The sequence below is a fragment of the Paenibacillus wynnii genome (genome assembly GCF_000757885.1).
GTDB classification, from domain to species: Bacteria; Bacillota; Bacilli; order Paenibacillales; family Paenibacillaceae; genus Paenibacillus_AQ; species Paenibacillus_AQ wynnii.
In genome coordinates, this window is the sequence record NZ_JQCR01000002.1 from 1,076,177 (window position 1) to 1,097,440 (window position 21,264).

Consider the following 21,264-nt stretch of genomic DNA (forward strand, 5'->3'; position numbering starts at 1 on the left):
ATTATGTCTTTTGCTTTCTCCTTATGGAGTTCTTACTATATAGAGAGGTTAAGGTATTCGGTAAATGAAAAGAATTATTAAAGGAAGGAGTTCATTATGAACAAAAAAGGGCCGTTATTCGCTTTTTTTCTCAGTCTTGTCCTGCTCTTGCCAGGTTGCAGCTCAATTGCTGTACTCAATCCTAAAGGGCCGGCTGCACGAACTTTGTCTGACACGATTGTCCTATCCATTCTAGTGATGCTCGGTGTCCTTGCGGTTGTCTACATCTTATACATCTTTGTACTTGTGAAGTATCGGGCAAAGAAAAGTAACGAAGGTTATATCCCTGAGCATGAGGAGGGTAACAAATGGCTTGAAGCCATCTGGATTATTATCCCGATTATCATCGTAGCCTTTCTCTCTGTTGTAACTGTTAAGACTACCAATGAAGTGGAGAACGTTGCAGAGGAATATAAAGATCAGAAGCCGCTTGTTATCTATGCTTCTTCCTCCAACTGGAAATGGCATTTCAGTTATCCCGAAGAGGGAATTGAAACTGTAAACTACGTTAATATGCCGGTTCATCGGGCCGTAGAATTTAGAATGTACTCTTTCGGCACAATTACCAGCTTGTGGATTCCTCAACTCGCCGGACAGAAATATGCAATGAGTGATATGCTCACAACGCTTCACCTCTCAGCTGATACAGAGGGTTCTTATATTGGTAAGAACGCCAACTTTAGCGGTAAAGGCTTTGCCCATATGGAATTCGAAGCGCTTGTACTGAGCAATGAACAATATGATGAATGGGTGAAAGAGGTCAAAGATACTGCGGAGCCATTGACAGAGGATACTTTCAAAGATCTTCTGGCTATTGAGCATATAGGCCGCAAAACGTTCTCCTCCACTCATTTAACATTCAGTCCTCCTCCTATGGATCATAGTGAAATGGACAGAGATCAGGATCACGACCAAATGGATATGGACAACGGGAATATGGAGCATCAGGATAACAAAGAAATTCATCCTTCTCCAGAGCCTTCTGCCGAGACAGAGTTCGACGGTGAACCAAACCCTGAACTGGATCAGCCGCTTCCAAGCTCACCGGTAGAAGAACATACATCACATAACAGTAAATAAGCCTACTTGCTTAACTCAGCAACCTGAAAGGAGCCATCCTAATGGATTTGGAAAGATTTAAGGTTCACGGCGAACCCCTGATTTACGGAGCAATGATTAGTATTGCTCTGGCTACGATCGGAATTATCATCGGATTGACCTACTTTAAAAAATGGGGATATCTCTGGCGTGAATGGCTGACTACTGTTGACCATAAACGTATTGGAGTCATGTACATTCTTGCCGCGCTGCTCATGTTGTTCCGCGGCGGTATTGACGCCATGATGATGCGTCTGCAAACTGCGGCACCGGAATTGAAATTTCTTGATGCCCAGCATTATAACGAGGTCTTCACCACCCACGGCCTGATCATGATTTTGTTCATGGCGATGCCGTTTATCATTGGTCTGATGAACGTAATCATCCCGCTGCAAATCGGTGCCCGAGACGTTGCCTTCCCAAGGCTGAATGCGGTAAGCTTCTGGCTCTTCTTTTTCGGAGCTATGCTGCTTAATATTTCATTCGTTATCGGTGGATCACCGGATGCCGGATGGTCCGCATACTTCCCGCTGGCAAGTCTAGAATTCAGCCCTACTGTGGGCAATAACTACTACTCACTGGCTCTGCAGATTTCAGGTATCGGTACACTAATTACAGGCGTTAACTTCATTGTAACGATCCTGAAAATGCGTGCGCCAGGCATGACCCTGATGAAAATGCCTATGTTTACCTGGTCTGTACTAATTACAAACATTATCATTGTATTCGCTTTTCCAGTGCTTACCGTAGCGCTCGCTTTGATGATGTTCGACCGTTTGTTCGGCTCTCAATTCTTTACGATGGCCAACGGGGGCATGGATATGCTCTGGGCGAACCTGTTCTGGGTATGGGGACATCCCGAGGTGTATATCGTTATATTGCCGGCCTTCGGTATATATAGCGAGATTATCGCCACCTTCTCCAAAAAGAACCTGTATGGCTATACATCCATGGTATTCAGTATGCTGATTATCTCAGTCCTGTCTTTCCTAGTATGGGCTCACCATTTCTACACGATGGGTCAAGGTGCGATGGTCAACAGCTTCTTCTCCATCACAACCATGGCTATAGCCGTTCCAACAGGGGTTAAAATATTCAACTGGCTGTTCACGCTCCGAAAAGGGCGTATCACCTTTACCACACCCATGTTGTACACCCTGGCCTTTATTCCAATTTTCACAATTGGCGGAGTAACAGGTGTCATGCTGGCTATGGCCAGTGCGGATTATCAGTACCATAACACCATGTTCCTTGTAGCGCATTTCCACTACGTGCTTATTCCGGGTGCTGTGTTCGCCGTAATAGCCGGTTTCCATTATTGGTTCCCTAAAGTATTCGGCTTCCGTCTGAATGACCGCTTGGGAAGACATGCATTCTGGTGGATCGCTATCTCCTTCAATGTAACCTTCTTCCCGTTATTCTTCCTGGGACTGATGGGAATGACGCGTCGGACTTACACCTATTCTGCCGAAACGGGTTACGGCCCGCTTAATATGCTTTCCTTTGCAGGCGCAGTCGGGCTGTCTATCGGCTTCCTCATTCTGGTCTACAATATCTATTGGAGCACTCGCTACATGCCGAAGGATACCAATGGAGATCCTTGGGATGGACGTACTCTGGAATGGGCTACAAACAGTCCAATTCCTGCTTACAACTTCGCTATTGTTCCAAAGGTGGAGACGCGTGACGCATTCTGGTCCGCCAAGCAGGATAACATTCCTCTGTATGAGGGGAATATCACCAAGATCCATATGCCTAGCAATACCGGTAAACCCTTTATACTAGGCGTCATCTTCTTCGTGTTCGGATTCTCCCTGGTATTCAGCTTGTGGATTCCCGCGATTCTTTCCGGGATTGGTATCCTCATTGTGTTGGCTACCATGTCCTTTGACAGAGACCATGGATTCTATATTCCGGCTGAAGAAGTTATTGCTACAGAAAAGAAATTGCGGGGTGAGACTGTATGAAAATAGATGCGTCCAAGCCGCTTGAATATTCAACAGAAGAAAACAGCAACAAGATCTTCGGTTTCTGGGTGTTCCTAGGAGCGGAGATTCCGTTGTTCGCTACATTGTTCACTGTTTACTTTGTAATGGTTAATCGTTTTGCCAGCGGCCCTAGCGGTAGTGAGCTGTTTGAAATCGGCCCTGTGCTGATTGAAACCTTCCTGCTGCTATCCAGCTCGTTCACCATCGGTCTAGCGGTTCATGCCATGCGCCTAGGCCACAAGAAAGCCATGATGGTCTTTATGGCCATCACACTCTTGATGGGCCTCGCCTTTATCGGCATAGAAATTGATGAGTTCTTCACCTATGTTCATGAGGGTGCTACTCTTCAAACCAGCGGATTCCTGTCCAGTCTCTTCGTACTGCTCGGGACGCACGGTGCCCACGTCAGCTTCGGCTTCCTGTGGGGCGTTGTAATTATGATCCAACTGTGGCGTCAAGGGATCACGCCGGCAACCGCTAATAAAGCATTTATCTTCTCACTGTTCTGGCACTTCCTGGACGTTGTCTGGATCTTTATCTTCAGCTTCGTCTACCTGAAAGGACTGATGTAACATGATGAAGCAACTGTTTCCAATTCGCCATGTGATGGGTTATCTGGCCTCTTTGGTCCTTTCCGCCGCTGCACTTATTGTCATCTACGGGGACCTGTCTACGTCTGCGAACATGATTATCCTGTTCGTTACAGCTATCATTCAGGCTTCTCTGCAGCTGTTCGTGTTCATGCATATCGGAGAAAATGCCGACAGCAAGAAAGAACTGTACATCAATATTGCTTATGCGCTCTTCGTGGGTCTGGTCACGATATTCGGAACCTTGTATATCTTTGTATGGGGCTGGTATTCCTAATTCCAGTCACACCCGCTATACTCAACACAAACAGCCCGCCTCCGGAGTTTATCCCGGGGCGGGCTGTTATTGTTTATACGCACGGTGATGAAACTTATCTCTGTACTTTAATTGCAGTTTGTACAACTAAATGACCTATTTCAGCGGAGATAGGCCCTTTAGTTGTATTCTGTGCAGTTATATCACGATTATAGGCCTGTAAGCCAACCTTTGACCTTATTTAGTTGCACAAAGTGCAACTAAATCCCCGGGGGAAGCCTTTATGGCAACAAATAGATGTATAAAGTGCAACTAACTATGAAGTGCAATTAAAAGGGATGTCCCATCAGCTTTGGAATAATGATTGCCGAGCCAGCCACGCTTCAACTCTTCTGAACTATAGTTTGAAGCCGGACAAGCTCTTCTGTAATTCCTCCGCCAAAGTAGCCAGATATTGTGCTGAGCTCGTCATTTCCTCCATCGCGGATAATTGCTCCTGACTCGCAGCACTAGTATCCTGAATCCCTTCGGCCCCAGCATTTGAGATCGCATTTACCTGCTCCATGGCCACTTTCACACCCTGCGATTCTTTAGAAATATGCTCAACAGCCGTTCGGATATCCTCTGTCTGCAGCGTTACATCCTTAATCGAGGTCTGGATTTCACTAAAAGCCTGTGACACCAAATTACTTTGGGTTACTCCCTGCGACACCAGTTGAGAGCCACGCGCCATTGATTTCATTGCGCTCTCCGTTTGCTGTTGAATGTGAGTAATAATGTCTGTAATTTGCAGCGAACTTCTTCCGGTTGCTTCGGAGAGCTTACGAATTTCCCCTGCCACTACTGCAAAACCTCTTCCGTGTTCCCCTGCTCTAGCTGCTTCGATTGAAGCATTTAGTGATAATAGACTGGTCTGGCTAGCGATACCGTTAATCGTTGTAATGATTGTATTAATTTCTTCCGACAGGCTAGCCAGATTATTAACTATCACTCGGCTTCCTGCCACACTTGCGTCGATCTCCTTCATTTGATCAATGATCTCATCTACAGCAACCGCTCCACGATCTGTGGATTCCGCTACGATACCCATGAGACTCGACATTTCAGAGGTACTCTGGTCCACGGAATAAATATCGTCTGTCATACCTTGTACCGCTTCTGAAGTACGGCGAATATTTTCATTTTGCTCTTCAAATCCTGAGGCTATTTCCCCGGAGGTCTCCGCTATCATCTGAGAGGCGAGGGTGGTCTGTTCTGAACTGGCACTCATCTCCTCAGAGGATGCGGATAACATTTCAGCACTCTCTGCTACACTAAGCATCATCGTACGCAAACTAACTAACATTCTGTTAAAAGAACGATTAATCAGTCCGATTTCATCTTTGGAATCGTATACAGCGGATACGGTTAAGTCTCCGTCTTCCGCTCGCTGCATCAGTCCTTGAAGTTCCTTAAGAGGCTTCGTGATTAATCGGATTATCACAAAACTTATCCCCGCACACAACATCGACGCTATGGCGATAATAATTAAGCTTAACGACCGAAATCTGTCTGCATCGGATGTACTCGCTGCATCATGGGCATCCGCCCCCTTGAGCAGTTCATTCGTTACATCTTTAAGCATATCAATCATTTTCTCGCGGTACGTACTGAACTCTCCAGAATACAAGGCATACGCTTTCTCATTCAGACCCTTATTTCCAAGCTGAATGATTTCATCCCATTGAGCTCTGTAACTCGGCAATAAGGCAATATAATCATTTAATTTAGTAGTAATGTTGATGTCGCTATAGTTTATCTCTTTCAGTTTAACCAACAGATCATCGTTGCTCTTAATTTTTTCTTTGATATTTTCATCTAGTACAGTCTTTGCAGCGATGTCCTTTGTCAGCAGAATTTCCAGTACATAGGATTCAATTGCACGATTATTAGTACGCATTTGGCTAACACTGGATATCGGCAGCAAACTCTCCTTATAGGTTTCCTGCGATCTATCCGCCATCTTTGCAGTAGTCAGAACCCCCATGATTCCAACACCGATCATCACAAGAATTACTACGACCATTAGCAGTGCCATTTTAAATTTTACTTTTAAATGCTTCATCTCTCTATTCCCGCCCTCTCTATATGCTCTATAGTTATCATCGGCAGAAATAGAAAAAATTTGAATAAACATCATAAGAAATGTCGAAAAAAAAGATATAATGTCGAACTATTCAATAAAACATTTCACTAATGGTAATTTTTCCCTCTATAGCAGCCCGTACTTTTTACGAAAACGCTCCAAAACCTTAATCCAACTCCCCGAAAGGATAGATAGAAAGATTACATTGGATAAGGCATGTGCCAGATCAAAGTAAAAGCTGGATACGTATGCTGCAGCTACAAGTCCCCAGCTAAAAGCATCCGGAAGACTGATGATGTACCAAATGTTCATAATCCAGCCAAAGAGAAAGCCCCAAATAAAACCAAAGGCCATCATCCCTATTTTGCTTCTCATCCACCTGGTATTTCGCAGCCAGCCTGCTGTGAGTCCCACCATCCCCCACGAAAACATTTGCCAAGGCGTCCAAGGGCCCTGTCCAAAGTATAGATTAGAGACAAGCGCCGCCATGGCTCCGATGATCAAACCCGCCTCCGCTCCAAACACATACGCCGACAGAATAACAATTGCGGATACCGGCTGCACACTTGGTAATGCCGCAAAGGGAATGCGGCTTACGGCAGCTACGGCTGACAGCACAGCCAGCAGCACCAGCTCCCGCGATTCAATGGGGCGGCGCTCCAATCTTACGAACAGCGGAAAGAGGGCCGCAGCAAGCAACACAAGGCTTAGAAGGATGTAGTGTCGATCTTGCAACGCAGCGGTTAAAGCAAGGCCTACTACAAATAAAGCCAAAGCTATAAAAATCGGGTAGCGATAACGCAGCATTTGATTAAGTCACATCCTCTATAGTCAACGCTTGGGGAAGCCAGTCTCTTACAATACGATTTACAACCGTGGTATAGAAATAGTTGGCACTAAAGAACACATCCGGCGGCCCTTCCGCGGTAATGCCCCCGTCAAACAGCATCGCGCAGCGTGTGGCATATTTGGCCGCGAATTCCACGTCATGCGTAACCAGCACAATACTCTTCCCTTCCTCGCACAAAAGCTTTAGAAGGCTGGCTAACCTTTCCTTAGCCCCGGGATCCAGACCCTTAGTCGGCTCATCCAGCAGCAGAATATCCGGACCCAGCAGCATTACCATAGCCAGCGCTACCTTCTGCTGCTGCCCACCGCTAATGTCCAACGGATGACTGTTATACACCTCGTGAAGCTGGAATATATCCAGAAGCTTTATAATCTCCCGCTGAGCATCGGCCTCCGATAACTCGGCATACCTCGCCATATGCAGCAGTTCTTCCTCGACTGTATCCTGACTGAAATAGAGCAGGGGATTTTGCGCCAAGTACCCCGCGGTGATTCCCTTGGCAAGCGTTATCCGGCCCCGCTGCGGTTTCGATAACCCGGCCATCAGATACAGCAGAGTAGATTTACCTGCTCCGTTTCCGCCGAGGATAGCCAGAACTTCGTTGCGATATAAGTAAAGCGACAGCTTGCTGAGAATATCAGGCCCTTCCTTCTGATAACGGAAAGTAACCTCCTGACACTTCAGCAGAGTCTCTTGCTCCTTACGAATACTGTTGGTTACGGTTACGATGTTCTCCACTGCTGCTTCGTGTCCGTCATTCTTCAGCAGTGCTGGACGTCCCTGCAACCAACGCTTGCCTTCACGCACAGTCAGGGGTATAGACTTTTTGGCGGCTCTCTCCTCTGGTGGTGAAAGCGCCAGAAACAACCGGGACGCAGTTGGAAGGTAGGAGAGATGCTGCTGCTGTTCTTCATGACCGATCCTTTGCACAAGTTCACTCGGAGTACCTTCGGCCTTCAAAGACCCCTCTTCCATCAGCAATACGCGGTCCGCCAACGGGAATACCTCTTCCAGACGATGCTCACTAATGATTACAGTCATGGACATCTCTTCGTTGAGACGGTGCAGCATATGAATAAATTCACGGGCTGCCACAGGATCAAGCTGTGAAGTAGGTTCATCCAGCAACAGCAGCTTAGGCCGAAGCAGCAGTACAGAGGCCAGGTTCAGCAGCTGCTTCTGTCCACCGGACAGTTCATGCACCGGCTTGTATAATAAGGGCTCCAGCCCGAACAATCCTGCGATTTCCGCCAATCTGCTCCTCATAACGGTTGGAGAGTAACCCATATTCTCCATCGAGAAGGCCAGCTCATGCCATACCGTATCCATAACAATCTGCGCTTCAGGATTCTGGAATACCATGCCTATGTCCTCAGCGGCTGTCTGCGCTGTAAGTTCATCCATGGGCTGACCTTTATACCAAATCGCACCTTCGCAGGTTCCAACCGGTTTCAGCTCTCGTTTCAGATGGCGTAAGAGAGTGGTTTTTCCGCATCCAGAGGGACCGCAGAGCACCACAAATTCACCTTCGTTTACCGTGAACGAGAGGTCATGTAATGAGGCCCTTTCTTGATCGGGATAGTTGAAGGAAAGTCCCTCCGCTCGAATGATCTCCATAACCACTTCTCCTTTATTTCCAGCCCTACGGGAATCAATAAGAACATACAGAAGCTGCAGTACATCACAGCATCTTCTACCGTATAGACCGGAGCTTTTAAACGGGGATAAATTTCTACCATTCCATATCCCTGCATACTAAAAATCAATGTGACCATGCCGCTGCCAGCTAAACCAATCAAGGTTATAAGATCCCGGCGATCCAGCTTAAAAACACCGTAGGTGCTGCGTTTACGTATGCCGTAGCCCCGCGCCTTCATGGAGTCGGCCGTTTGCAGCGCTTCCTCCAGCGACCAGGTTAACAGTACCTTCAGCAGCGTCATGCCATCCGACATTCTTTTGCGCAATTTCCCCGAACTAACGGTAATGCCCCTGGAGCTTTGAATTAATGTAATCTGACCCAGCCGCCTTTGAAACAAGGGTACAAAACGGATAGTCATGAGAATTAGCAGTGCGCTTTTCGGAGCTACAGTTCCAAACAAATACATGAATTTGTCTGTAGTCAGCGTAAAGTTATAGGATATAAAGACGAACATTATAGTCAATAACACGAGCATCATCATCAGACCGTATAGAATAGCTTCGAGAGTAATCGGCTGGTCGAACATATAGAACAAAATATGGGAGCCCCTGTGTGAAAATAAAGGATTCCATAGAACCACCGATCCTGCCATAAGCAGATAAAAAGGCAGACCGCGCAGTAGATGACGTCCCTGTCCCTGTAAAAGAAGCAAGCTCAGCACAGCTGCAATCTCCGTTAGGAGAAACAGAGGATGAAACAAAAGGGTTGCAAACAGCAGCAACCCTACGTAATACAGCAATGCGACCGACGGATGTACAGACCCAAAGCCGTTGCTCATGGCGTCTTGGCTCCAAGATCCTTGCCCAGGTCGAGCGTGTACAGCCATTCAATACGGTCCCCGGGTTTTACGGTATAGCCGGCCGCACCTATGTTAGGGAATACTCCGTTCACACGATACATCCAACCGCTCTCCGCCCCCTTGTCATACTCATAGAGGTTATCGATGCCTTCAACATAGGCCATCGAGCCGATGCCTTTGAACTCCATCTGGATTTTATGCTTGCGGGTAATCCGCTTCAAGAGATCCATAACACTATCTCCATCTTTCACCTCAACTACAGAAGGGGCTAAAATAACCCCGGATTCAGAATCCCCGGTGACTGAGAAGGTAATCGTACTTGCTTTCTCGTTACTCCCGGCCGGAGCGGCGGAAGGACTGGAAGCAGGTCTAACGGTTGCCGAGGGGTTATCCGTCACCACTGCCGGGGCCTTGGCAGGGGCTGGCGTCTTGACAGCGCCAGCTTTGGTAGATGGGGCCGCAGTTATATCCTCTCGAGCTGTTGGGGCCTGTGTTGAAACTGGAGAGCCGCTAGAAGCAGGAGGCTCCTGCGAAGCTAGATCCGAGCCAGCCACCGGCTCAGGTGATTCTACGGTTGGAGTCGAGTCTGATTCAAAGCTCGGTGAAGGTGCTACAGCATCTCCAGAGGCAGGTGCTGTAGTCTGTAATGCGATTCCCGGGGAGCTTTCAACCTTATTTTGCTCCGAGGATACTTGTTTGTCTGATGCACATCCAGCAGCGAATATACCCACTAAAAGGATTACAGACAGTACAAGTAAGAAACGGCGTACCGCTTGTTTGGTCATTAAGATCACGCCTCCTAAAAAGGGAAAGGAACGAGGGTTGCATAGACTCCCCCGTTCCGTTAAATATAACTATAGCTTACTTATTCAACACTTATTTAATATCTAGAAGTCTAACTGCAACGACAGCAGCTATTTCTCTAGTAACAGCGCCCGATGGATCAAATGCTCCATTGAAGCCTGTCATATAACCGCTCTCCGTCACCACATTTACAGATGACAAAGCGTAGCTGCTGATTGAATTGCGATCCTTGAACGTTGAAGCTGAAGCTGAATCCTGCAGCTTGAATGCCCGGGTAATCATGACAGCCATGTCTTGGCGGGTAATGATTCCGTTCGGCTTGAAGGTTGTAGCCGTTACGCCTTCAAGGATACCCAGTTCCTTGGCCTTCAGCACGTATCCATAATACCATGCATCCGACTTCACGTCGCTGAACGGGGATTCTGAGGCTGCTCCGTTCGGCAGGTTATTCGTTAATCTCAATAGCAAGGCTGCGAACTGCGCCCGCGTGATGTTCTCTTTGGGTGCAAAGGTAAGGACGTTGCCGCCAATCCCTTCCATAATCCCTTTTTCAATGGCATTTTGAACAGATGTAGTGGCCCATGAAGAAATGCTCTTCTGATCTGCGAATACCGGAGATACTAATAAGCGCTGTGTATATCGTGCCACGCTTGGGGCTTTGCCTGGGCTGTAACCCGTAACCGTCAAGGTTTGAACTCCGCCGTTCGTTCCTGTCGGGAAGACCGCCGCTCCATAAGTATCTGTGGTCACGGTTATTGCGCCCACTTTGACCTGTACAGCGTTGGCTGGAACGTTAACTACTTTACCGGTCTCCCAATTCAGGGAGGATTTCTGCACGTTCACCGTAAATGATTTACCAGCTGCCACTTTAGTTGGAGCAACGGTTACCGCACCTACAACCTGGGTCTCGCTGCCGCCATAATAGACAACTACACGATCTGCTGCCTGAAGGATGAAATCCCCCATACCTACACTCGGGAATATCCATTGGCCTCCGCGGGACACCGCATAATTCCAGCCGTCGTAGCCGCCATATAGACCCGCTTTTGTTCCTTGAATGCCGGATACATAATCACCGAAAGAGCTGCTCGTTAAATCAAGAACGATTTTCTTATCTGTGGTCAGCTTCTTGAGCGCATCAAGCGCACTGGCGGATTGAACATTGCCTTCGGCAATAAAGCCCTGCGGCCCTTCAATAACAACCATAGCCGATACAGCAAGAGGCTGCTTCACAGGCTGCGGGAAATTATAGAATCCACCTTCACCCTTTGTATACAGCTGGTAGGCCACCAAAGCCTGAAAAGCCTGTGCCGTAGCAAGAGTGTTGTATTCCCCGGAAAGGGTATGGGCAAAACCTCCATCAGCCGTACGGAAGCTGAGCAATCTATCAATTAGATGATGCGCATCTTTCGTGAAACGCTGTTCTGTAGGGTCAATTTTATTAGATGTTAAAGCAATGATGACTTGGGAGACACTTTCACTGCTATCCCCGTAACCCCCGTGGGATTGCTGTTTTTGGGATAACCAAGCAATTGCGCGCTCACCGGCAGTTTTTACTGCAGGATTGTCCAAATGAGCTGACAAAGCCGTTAAAGTCATCGCCGTTATATCCGGATCGCTTGCACCCGTTGATAGGGTGAAGCCTCCATCTGCATTTTGTTTGGATAAAATTTCGCTAACAAGTTTATCTGTTGTCCATTTAGCATTGGCAGGCACACTGTAATGACCAGAGTCCAACGCCAGGAGACTATATATAACACCGTTAATCCCTTGGTTAATCATACGTTCATTATTGTAAATCTTCTCTACGAGATTATATCCCGCAAAATTCGTAGCATCGATACCGATCACCGTAGAGGCAAGCACTCTGCGTGCATAATCCGTGACGTTGGTATATGTACCTTTGTTTGTTTTCACTTCACTCTCAAGAGCGGTTTGGTAGCTTGCAGGAAGCTTATTGCCGGACCGAACCAATCCCATAGCTTGCCAGTCAGACTGTATTCCCTTTTTCAAAATAGCCGCTGTAACAGCATAAGTAGCTTCGGATACAGTAGCTGACGTAACTGCCTTACTCGGCTCTGCGGCATAAGCTTTTTCGGATGGAGCAAAAGATGTACCCAGAATTGAAATGACCATTAATAAGGCCATGCCTAACGAAAAGAACTTGGATGATAAAATTCGCTTCATGATTAACCTCTTTCTGTGTGTGTATTTTGGGGAATAAAGGACAAAACATAAAAACCGCCCCTTAAGGGCGGTCTGAAGAACAACTGTGTTAGGAGGTCGTCTCTCAATGGCTTAAGACACAAATTCCCTATAAGTATGCTCCTTATTCTTACCCCACGAAGAATAGAAACTTTAACAAAAAAGGCAGGTTTCCTGGCTCATGCATCAACGCTTCTCTTTGCCTTCCCATTCTTCTTGAACAGTGGCGTTAGATAGAGTCGCTCCGCATTTACAGTGGCGGGACCGCGCCGGAATATACCGGACTTCCCTTTTAAGCAGGCCCTGCTGTGGACCCGCACCTCTTTTACGACAAACTATTTAATTTAAAATATATCAATAATCATATCTATAATCTCCGTATATGTCTATAGAAAAGCTGTGGTATTCCTAGAGATGCCCTACAAGGTTATGACTTTTTCATAGCTATGAACAGTTCCTTTGGAGTCTGTAAATGTGATCACAGCCTTCCATTCTCCCTTTTCGGTAAAGTAACGGCCCGCTGCTCCATACGTATATTTGTCAAAGCCCTCATAACCGTAAGGGTCCGTTCCCCCGGTTCTAAACCTGAAGGGTACAGTTAACGTTATGTCCTGCTCACCGGAATGGCTGAGTTGAACGTCCACTCCGCTTGGAGCGCCCATTCCGCTTGGCAGCCACACATCCAGTTGAAGAGTTTGACCTATGTCCTCCTTAAAATTTACTCTCATCGACATATGGGCCGACTCCCCCATAACATGCCAATAGACCGGGGCCGCAACCACAGCTTGTTCAGGTGGCGGAGTCGTAGAGAGCATACCTGCCAGAACAAATGCAGCGACAGCCAATATTATCTCCGTGCGAACATTTACAATAAACCGCCTCGGAATCTCCTGTTCCTTATCGGCGGTGCTGATCTGCAGGATATTCTTCATACGCGGCAGTAACACCAGACGGTGGTAAGCTGCAATGATCCATATGCATAGAACGATCGCTGACTTAGCCAGAATGATCCGCCCGTATTCACTATGCAACAGAGCATTCCAGCTGCCGAGTCTTAGCAAGGCAAGAAAAACGCCGCTTAATGCTATTACGATCACAGATGGCAATGCTATAGCGGAAAAGCGTACTATCAGCCTGTTTAGCTGCTCATAACTCAATGCGGATTGCTTCCTGCTCTGAATAGCAGCCAGAATTCCGATTAATCCCCCAAACCAAACGGCAGCAGATCCAATGTGTAAGACCTGTGAGAGGACCGCATAAGTTACGCCACTCACCGCCCCATAAGCATGCCCGGTCAAAGGGAACAGCAGGATGATGACGAATATCGCAGATAATTTTATAACAAAAGCTAACCGTCCCTGACTCCGGGATCCCAGAGTAGTTAATAGCAGAACTGCAGCAGCGGCAGGCCGGAGCCAGGAAGCAGCACCGACTAGTGTATCCGTCAGAATCTTCTGCCATAAGGTCCAGAAGGAACCTGTTCCCGGTCCGCTAAGCTGATCAGTAAGTAGGCCTGCCTGTAGAATTCCAGATAGTAAGAATAGGACGAATACCGCAATGTAAAGAACTCTCTCATTTCGCTTTGAGAATAATGGCGGCACCTCAACTTTGTAAATATTGCTCCATATTCCATATCGGAAAATAATAAAACCTGCGGCAGCGATGACAGCCAGTACTTCCATTACACGCAGCACAGGCATAAGTATACTGGAGGATTTAATAATTATGTCTGGTTCTATAACCTTGGGTGTGTTCGCCGGTGAAGGTGTAGTTGTAATACCAGCCGCTGCATCCGTAGGTTGCGTGCTTGCCACCGGAGTTGCCGTCGGCTTCACCGCAGCTACTGTGAATGTAAAAGAGCCCTCCACAACATGTGTATCCTCCGAGAGCACTTGGTATTTCACCGTGTAGGCGCCCCCCGAAAGTGTCGGGATTTGATAGATTAACCATTGGTCCGTTCCTGTGGTTAGCTTACCTGTAATAGGCTTGCCGGCGTCATCCTGCAAGATGATTTTGCTTAATTCAGCATTAAATCCTTCACTATACTGAATCTTGATCTCCAATGGGGAGTTCTGAAGCTTAGCATTTGCTGCAGGAACAGACTGTAGAACTTTTGCATGGGCACTAACCGGGGCCGGCAGCATAAACAGAACAATCACTAATACAATCACAATATTATATATTCTTTGCTTCACTTGAGTTCAGACCTCCCTAACCGTACCGTCACATTAACGATCCCTTACATGATAGGATAATTATAAATGACTTTAATCACATTTAAGTGTGAATATTATGTGTCTCGGTCTTGCGTGCCAAAAAAACTCCTGTAAAGCTGCAGCAAATATCGGCGAATTAAGCCCTGCAGTTTTCAGGAGTGAGTGTTTTATTATTCAGCTGTAGCATCCGGGCTCGCACTAGCTTCCGGTGTTGCACTCGCATCAGGTTTTAGGGTTGCGTCAGGTTTTACGGTTCCGGCAACTTGGGGATCGGCAAAGAGCGTTAACGAGTAACCCTCTGCTTTAATCATATTCCCTTTTACTAAAGCCGCATTGGAATCTAACGTAACCTCAGCCCGGAAGGGGGAGCTTGCCAAAGTTACAGCGGTTGCCGTCGTAACGGGCTCCGTGGTAACAGCAGGTTCATTATCTTCTTCGGTATCACCAGCAGAAGGACTTACCGAGGGAACCGTACAGGATTGCTTCAACACGGAAACCTTAAAGGACTCAGCGACCCCATTAGAAGATTCAACACTAATCTCGGTAGGGTTGAATGCATCACAATCCTTAGCTTCGGCAAAGGTAAAGACTAACTGACTTTTCCCTACATTATTGCTACCGTTAGCACCCTTCAGATAGACAGCCGCAAGCGCCGAATCGGAACCTTGATCCTCATTACCTCCTACTGCTGTCGGCAGCGGTGTTGTTTCCGGAAGAGCCGTCTCCCCTTTAGATCCGAGGACACTGAATAAGATAAGAGATACGATAATTATAATACCTATGAACGAGGTAAAGATCAGGAGCTGAAATCGACTGCGGCGTATCCACCGTGCCAGCGGCGAAGCCAATTGAACACGGGCCTCATTATATACATTTTGCAGCGCAGGCCCTGCGGCTGCTACATAGTTTTTGCGGAAATCCTTATTCTTAAAGGCCTCACGGTCATGGCTCAATAAATACTTCAGAATCGCCTTTCGGTACCCCGGTTGAAGTCTCTTAGCAGACAGTGTGAACAACGGGTTACCTTGAGCCCAGGCTAGAAAACGGTAGATCCCTTCTTTGTCAGAACCTGCTTTACGCCGAATGAGATCAAGCAGTGCATCATAGTCCAGCGGTCCTCCCTCACGTTCACTGCCGTAATAGAAGGCCAGCGGAATCTGATCAAAGGGCTCCACCTGAGTGGACTCCTTCAACCATCGGCGGCCCAGCAGCTGTACATCATCCAATTCCTGCGGTGTCAGCTGGGCAAAAATCTGCTCATTTGGGCCTTCTTCCCCAAACCAACGGTAAACGGCCCGCAGGACATTCGCTTTACGTTTACTTACATAATCGAGCGGCGGATGCCAATTCGCAACCTCTTCAGGATATCGCACAAAGGAAATCTCTAGGAGCTGGTCCCGAGACATATCCTCCACGGACAAGGAATTTAGCAGAAAACGGTCTGCCGCTGCTGCCATCAATTGCAATAGGGATAACGTTTCTGAGCTAATACCGGGTCCTTTGCGTCGGTCCTTCTCCGCCTTTAATACTTTTTCATGGATCGCCGCCACTGCACCGACAGGGTCACTCTCCTGCTGAAGCTTCTCTAGTAAATAATCCCGCACCGCATCACGGAAAAAAGGCTGCTGGAGTGCCTCCGGAAGGAAGCGATCCCAACGGGTCACGAAACTCATAATGTCCGCTGCCCGTCCTGTTGAGGCTAGACGCTGTTCGATATAAGGCTCAAACAAGGTTGTCCTAAAAATCGGCTGCGGAAGCAGTTTTGCAAAGAAGGCCCGGCTAAGTTCATCATTGCTCTCCACGATTTCATAGGCTGCACTGACCACGTCCTCACGGCCAGCGGCCTGACAGTTAAGCATTCCATTGATGAAGTAATCCACGATTTTGCCTTTATAGGTATGGCCTTTCAGCAGAAAGTAGGCTTTGAAGCTTTCCATGATAGCAGGAACAAGAATCCCTTTTTGCCGGATAAGGTCAAATTCACGATCAAACCGTTCCAGGAACAAATCGTTCAACCTTACCTTGGAATCCAGTGCACCGTCAGATCTCAGATAGGATAAAATCCCGTTTAACACTATGCTTTTGTTATCCTCATATAGGTCTTCATTACCCTGCTCTATCTCATAAAAGACGGCTAATTCGTTGTAGACCGCTAGAGAGGTTAAGCGCTCCCCGCTCTCTCCTCTAAGCATCTCATCCGCAAACCTTCCAAAGTCCTCCAAAGCAGAGGCATTCCGTACCAGTGAGGTCCAGGCAAAATCGGCATAAGGCTGCCGCTGCTCCCCAAAATCTACATTGGCCGTCCGTCCGGACACCAGATCAAAAGTGAAGTCCTTCTCGATGCTTCGGTCTCCCTGGCGCAAGGAACCCTTCTCAACAAAGGTAAGATCTATATATTTACGGCTCTTAGGCTCATTGGCGTACGTAATTACACCCAGTCTGCGGCGGAATTCATTAGGCAGTGCATGGAATAGAATTTCCGTAAGTTCTACGGCCCAAGTGGATAGCTCTTCAATAGGCACATCCAGCGAGATATATACTTTCTTTTTCCCTGCTACGGAGGTCATAAGAGCCTGAAGCATACCCTTAAATAAGGTTTCACCTATTCCCAGAAATTGCAGAACATCCAGTGGTTTACGTCTTCGTTCCGCATGATGGACAGGGATTGCGCTCAGCTCCGGCAACACCGTACCCGGCTCCCCTACCAGTTCTCCTGCGAAGTCCGCATGCAGCCAATCCCCGTAGTACTGCAGGATTTCATCTGCCCTTGTGGACGGGACCACGAAGTTATGGGCAAAAAAGGCGCTCCGCTGTCCGGTAAAATCCACAGCCTGATAGCGATTTCGCCCGATAACGGTCTCCCCAGTTTCCGTATGAAAAAGATGCAATGCGGACGGGTATTGCGACTCGTCCTTTTCGCCTCTTGAGGCCAGTTCAACCGGTGCATCGTAGACGCAGAAAGGATGGAGAATTTTTTTGACAAAGTTGTTATCCAGGCTCTCAGACTTCGCTACCGTATCAAAGCCCTCCGCAGAACGATAAATCCCTCGCCGCTCGCGGGTATACATTTGCTGGGTGATCCCGGACCCTGAGGAAGTATTCACGGACCGTCGCTCCCCTCAATAAAACCAAGCTTGTGCAGCAGCCAAATGAACGGCTCATCCACACGAATGGGACTGACAACACCCTCAATCTTTTGATTCACGGGATTGCTGCCCAGTGCAGATACGGCGAAATATCCGGTATTGGAAAAATACACATCCATCGTATCCTTGAAGGGACGATCCACTTTCCCGATAAATCGGCGGATTTCACCGTCAATATTATGGAACTCGTCTAAGTTAATCGTCTTGCGGTGCACATAGTTGTTGAACACATTACTGTTCGATTTAATATAGTCGCCTTCCTCATCCTTGAGAGAATGCAACATATCGCTTTTGGCGAGAACAACGGCTGTAGGGATATCGGTCTTGCTTTTCTCCTGATAGGCGATAAAATCACCGAACATGGTCAGCACCACATCACGCGGCTCATCATACTGCGATACCCATTCACCGGGACGATCCCCGAGATTAATGTGGATTTTCTCCCGAATGGAACGGATTTGCAGCGGGTCTACCATGAACAGGATACCTGCGGAGTTCTTGATATGCTGGCCGTGCAGTCCGAGATAATCCTGATCGACCATCCCTTCCCCAGCCACATCGAAAAAGACGAGCGTCAGCGGCGGCTTCTCCTCATCCTTGAACACAAATTGAAAAATAAACGGCTCCTGCATTCTCTCCTTCTGCGTGGAAGCCAGCAAATCTCCGCGTTCGAACAACGGCTCTTCGTAGAGCGTCCGGAACTTGCGGCTGATCTCGGCATTCAGCGGCATGCAGGCAGCATCAAAATGACCGGCTGTTGTATGCTGCAGCGTATGAATCAAAGAGGTCATATACACCGACTTACCCACTTGGGAAGCCCCGATAATAGAGATAATATTGCTCGGCACCTTACCAGCTGTAATCGGCAGTTCATTATGACAGGACGGGCATAGCCGTCTGCGCGTAAGCACCCCGTAGCGGTCTGTAAGTCCGGTGAGTACATGATCTGTGAAATGGTGATGCTCCTCCGGGATATCGACAGGTTTAATAATTGCTTCAATATCGTCCACTGAATCCAGGCCAAACCGTTCCCGGTATTTGTTCAGGGCATCATCTTCACCCAGCGCATAATTCTCATCGTCCTCCCGGCTGTGCATAGCCCGAAACACAACCTCCTCGGGTGAAAACTTGCTGAAACAATAGGGACATACAATATCGTAAAAAAGCGGACGCGGCGCCGGTTGAGCTTTCTTCATAAAGCGGCTAAAAAATGACATGTTCATTCCTCCTTAAACCATACTTCGTAGCGTACTTCCCGACATCATATAATCCTCTGCTGAAAATAATAATATAGCTGCATTTTGTGCAATTATTTCGGAACAGAAGTTAGCATCCAGCCATATAATTGCACTTTGTGCAGTTATAATTGGGTTCAACAAGTGTTAATGCAGATTTCCGAGAAAATAAGTGTACAACATGCAACTAAGTGATCTTTTTAGAGGAAAGGGAGCTTTTTAGTTGTACATCATGCAATTAAACCGGTCATTTCCCCGAAACACTGTCCCGACTCACTCCGGAACCAGCTCATAATAAAGTCCGTACTTGCGCCCATCTGTGAAAAAGATACGCACAAAGTCATCCTTGCCAATCTCAATAGGCGGCAGAACGTTTCGTCCGGCTGCAAAATCCTGCACAAAAGGGAAGAGGACGCCGTCGTCTTTACCCGCTGGATAGCCGCCCCGCTTTTTGACATAGCAGAGGACATCTCTCACCACAGGCACTTCCGCCGTAATCGCCATATGTACAGTTTTGGCCTTCTGGAACAAACCCTTTTTATGGAGAGTGGAATAATAGATGCGTGCTTTGCCTGCACTGACGACAATACGATTGTCGCCCTCCGGCTGTCTCACCAATACAGTCTGTCCGCTCTCCCAGAGACGGGCGAATACCGTATAAGACACTAGACCAATATCATCCAATCGGTCTCTATATCCGTTATTGGCTTTGTATTCTTCCCGCGTATATAGCTTTAGCCCGCCGGGCGGAAGTTCAGCATTCTCCGGCTCATCCGCAGCAGCTTTATGAATACAGACCGCCTGCACACCGTCCGGCCAACGCCATCTTAATGTGCAGAAACGATCCTCCACCCTGGAAGTTACGTCACTGATTACCGGCGTAGAGCCATCCTTCTCGGTGTACCTCATGTCTATAATCTCCTTTCAACTCTACTAGAATCCTTTACTGCTCCGATCTCTGCGCGGATTAGGGAAATGATCGGATGCTGGTGCTTTAGAGGGTACTCCCTTTTGACCCCTACGAGATATTCTACCTTCCCCTATGGGAACAACAACGGTGAACAATGCAATAATTCCAGCTAATATAAGAACGGCAATCAAACGTATGATTCCGTTGAGAAATGAATGTCCGCTCAGTCCGAATTCAAGAATCAGACCGGCGATTAGACCGGATACTGCACCGCCTAATCCAAAGCTTTTGGCGAGATAGCGGTTGTCGAACATGATTCCCAAACCGAGTCCAAGCGCTGCCCCAATTATCAGAAGTGACAAGATACGTACTGCAGCATAGTAAGGACTATCTGCTGTTACATCAGTTCGCTCTGTAAGAAGCGTCCGGTCACCCAAACGTTCATAGATTTGTTGGAATACATCTCCTAGAAGATTGGCATCCGTAACATCATAATATTGTCCGCCGGTTGTTGTGGCGATATCCTGCAGCAGGTAAGATCCTGACGGATCATCCAGCCCTAGACCGATCGTATTCACCTTTACCCCACGGTCCAAATAATTCTGTAATTCCCGCGAGGTATCGAATTCACTGAACCCGTCCGACAACAGGATCACCATAGCCCCCCGGTCTGCTGCTTCATCGCCGTTAATAACACTCATCGCTTCCGAAAGGGCGCCGCTAATATTCGTGCCGCCCTCTGTTGTTTGCAAACTGGCAATGGCAGAGGTTACCCGATCAATATCTGCCGGGTTCGCCAATGAAGTCATTGGCTGAGCTACACTCGCAACGTCGCTGAAGGTCAGGACAGCCACCTGATTATCCTTGTCCATACGTTTCACCAGAGCTTGCGCTGCCGTATAACGGCTGTTATTGGGATCACTCTGCATCATACTGCCGGAATCATCAATAACCAGAACCACATCCTTGACCGGCTTGGCACCCCCGAAGTTCAGCTCATAGACGAATTCAGTTACCGCACCGACGCCAAACAGCAGAACCAACATAATCGGCAGAAGCTTCCAAGATAAGCCTAGATATCTCTGTTTCCATGAGGCTCCATTCAATCGGGGTGATACCATTTCCGCTATCAGACAGCCTAGCCCGACACCCAAACCGACCACTGCAAAGTAAAGACCGACAAGGAGAATCGAGGGGATCTCATCGAGCCAACGGGTCAAGAGAATTTCTCCAATTACAAATGCGATCCCGCCTCCGATTAGACTAAAAAAGAGCAGAAGGAGATTGATCTTTCGCTGCATATT

The 21,264-nt window shown here is 47.7% G+C and carries 15 protein-coding genes and 1 riboswitch; of the genes, 4 read left to right on the forward strand and 11 right to left on the reverse strand.

From position 1 onward, the window contains the following. Nucleotides 1-96 precede the first annotated feature (96 nt). From qoxA to qoxD, 4 genes are read left to right on the forward strand one after another with little or no spacing between them, the layout of a single operon-like run. Entirely contained in the window at nucleotides 97-1,119 is a 1,023-nt protein-coding gene (qoxA, locus tag PWYN_RS07440; RefSeq protein ID WP_036650022.1) for a cytochrome aa3 quinol oxidase subunit II, read from the forward strand. Nucleotides 1,120-1,160: 41 nt separating this feature from the next. Then, nucleotides 1,161-3,104, forward strand: coding sequence for a cytochrome aa3 quinol oxidase subunit I (gene qoxB / locus PWYN_RS07445; protein WP_036650023.1), 1,944 nt, complete (start codon nucleotides 1,161-1,163; stop codon nucleotides 3,102-3,104). Next, a complete protein-coding gene (qoxC, locus tag PWYN_RS07450; protein WP_036650025.1) occupies nucleotides 3,101-3,697 on the forward strand; it encodes a cytochrome aa3 quinol oxidase subunit III in 597 nt (198 codons plus the stop codon). The genes qoxB and qoxC overlap by 4 nt, the downstream gene beginning before the upstream one ends. 1 nt (nucleotide 3,698) lies before the next feature. Beyond that, entirely contained in the window at nucleotides 3,699-3,992 is a 294-nt protein-coding gene (qoxD, locus tag PWYN_RS07455) for a cytochrome aa3 quinol oxidase subunit IV (RefSeq protein ID WP_036650027.1), read from the forward strand. Nucleotides 3,993-4,368: 376 nt separating this feature from the next. On the opposite strand, the gene PWYN_RS07460 is transcribed toward qoxD, so the two are convergent. The 11 genes from PWYN_RS07460 to PWYN_RS07510 form a co-directional block, all read right to left on the reverse strand. Beyond that, the gene (locus PWYN_RS07460) at nucleotides 4,369-6,075 is read right to left on the reverse strand and encodes a methyl-accepting chemotaxis protein (protein ID WP_036650029.1); all 1,707 of its coding nucleotides are present in this window, start codon (nucleotides 6,073-6,075) and stop codon (nucleotides 4,369-4,371) included. Nucleotides 6,076-6,222: 147 nt separating this feature from the next. Then, the gene (locus tag PWYN_RS07465) at nucleotides 6,223-6,900 is read right to left on the reverse strand and encodes an ECF transporter S component (protein ID WP_420805760.1); all 678 of its coding nucleotides are present in this window, start codon (nucleotides 6,898-6,900) and stop codon (nucleotides 6,223-6,225) included. 7 nt (nucleotides 6,901-6,907) lie between these two features. Next, nucleotides 6,908-8,563, reverse strand: coding sequence for an ABC transporter ATP-binding protein (locus PWYN_RS07470; RefSeq protein WP_036650034.1), 1,656 nt, complete (start codon nucleotides 8,561-8,563; stop codon nucleotides 6,908-6,910). After that, a complete protein-coding gene (locus PWYN_RS07475) occupies nucleotides 8,479-9,471 on the reverse strand; it encodes an energy-coupling factor transporter transmembrane component T (RefSeq protein WP_084146638.1) in 993 nt (330 codons plus the stop codon). The genes PWYN_RS07470 and PWYN_RS07475 overlap by 85 nt, the downstream gene beginning before the upstream one ends. Beyond that, nucleotides 9,420-10,229, reverse strand: a complete 810-nt coding sequence (locus PWYN_RS27910) for a DUF4430 domain-containing protein (RefSeq protein ID WP_052087817.1) — start codon at nucleotides 10,227-10,229, stop codon at nucleotides 9,420-9,422. Before PWYN_RS27910 ends, PWYN_RS07475 begins: the two co-directional genes overlap by 52 nt. A 91-nt stretch (nucleotides 10,230-10,320) precedes the next feature. Further along, complete coding sequence (locus PWYN_RS27915) at nucleotides 10,321-12,435, reverse strand: S-layer homology domain-containing protein (protein ID WP_052087818.1); 2,115 nt, start codon at nucleotides 12,433-12,435, stop codon at nucleotides 10,321-10,323. 165 nt (nucleotides 12,436-12,600) lie between these two features. Beyond that, a riboswitch (cobalamin riboswitch) is annotated at nucleotides 12,601-12,792 on the reverse strand. Between the two features lie 80 nt (nucleotides 12,793-12,872). Further along, the gene (locus tag PWYN_RS07490) at nucleotides 12,873-14,648 is read right to left on the reverse strand and encodes a copper resistance CopC/CopD family protein (RefSeq protein WP_036650037.1); all 1,776 of its coding nucleotides are present in this window, start codon (nucleotides 14,646-14,648) and stop codon (nucleotides 12,873-12,875) included. Nucleotides 14,649-14,839: 191 nt separating this feature from the next. Continuing rightward, nucleotides 14,840-17,773: a GAP1-N2 domain-containing protein gene (locus tag PWYN_RS07495; RefSeq protein WP_052087819.1), complete on the reverse strand. Its 2,934-nt coding sequence runs from the start codon at nucleotides 17,771-17,773 to the stop codon at nucleotides 14,840-14,842. Further along, complete coding sequence (locus PWYN_RS07500) at nucleotides 17,770-19,032, reverse strand: hypothetical protein (RefSeq protein WP_036650040.1); 1,263 nt, start codon at nucleotides 19,030-19,032, stop codon at nucleotides 17,770-17,772. Before PWYN_RS07500 ends, PWYN_RS07495 begins: the two co-directional genes overlap by 4 nt. A gap of 291 nt (nucleotides 19,033-19,323) precedes the next feature. Beyond that, nucleotides 19,324-19,959 carry a hypothetical protein gene (locus PWYN_RS07505; RefSeq protein ID WP_036650043.1) on the reverse strand — a complete coding sequence of 212 codons (636 nt, stop codon included), beginning with the start codon at nucleotides 19,957-19,959 and terminating at the stop codon, nucleotides 19,324-19,326. A gap of 24 nt (nucleotides 19,960-19,983) precedes the next feature. Then, a complete protein-coding gene (locus tag PWYN_RS07510) occupies nucleotides 19,984-21,261 on the reverse strand; it encodes a vWA domain-containing protein (protein ID WP_036650046.1) in 1,278 nt (425 codons plus the stop codon). Between the last annotated feature and the right edge of the window lie 3 nt (nucleotides 21,262-21,264).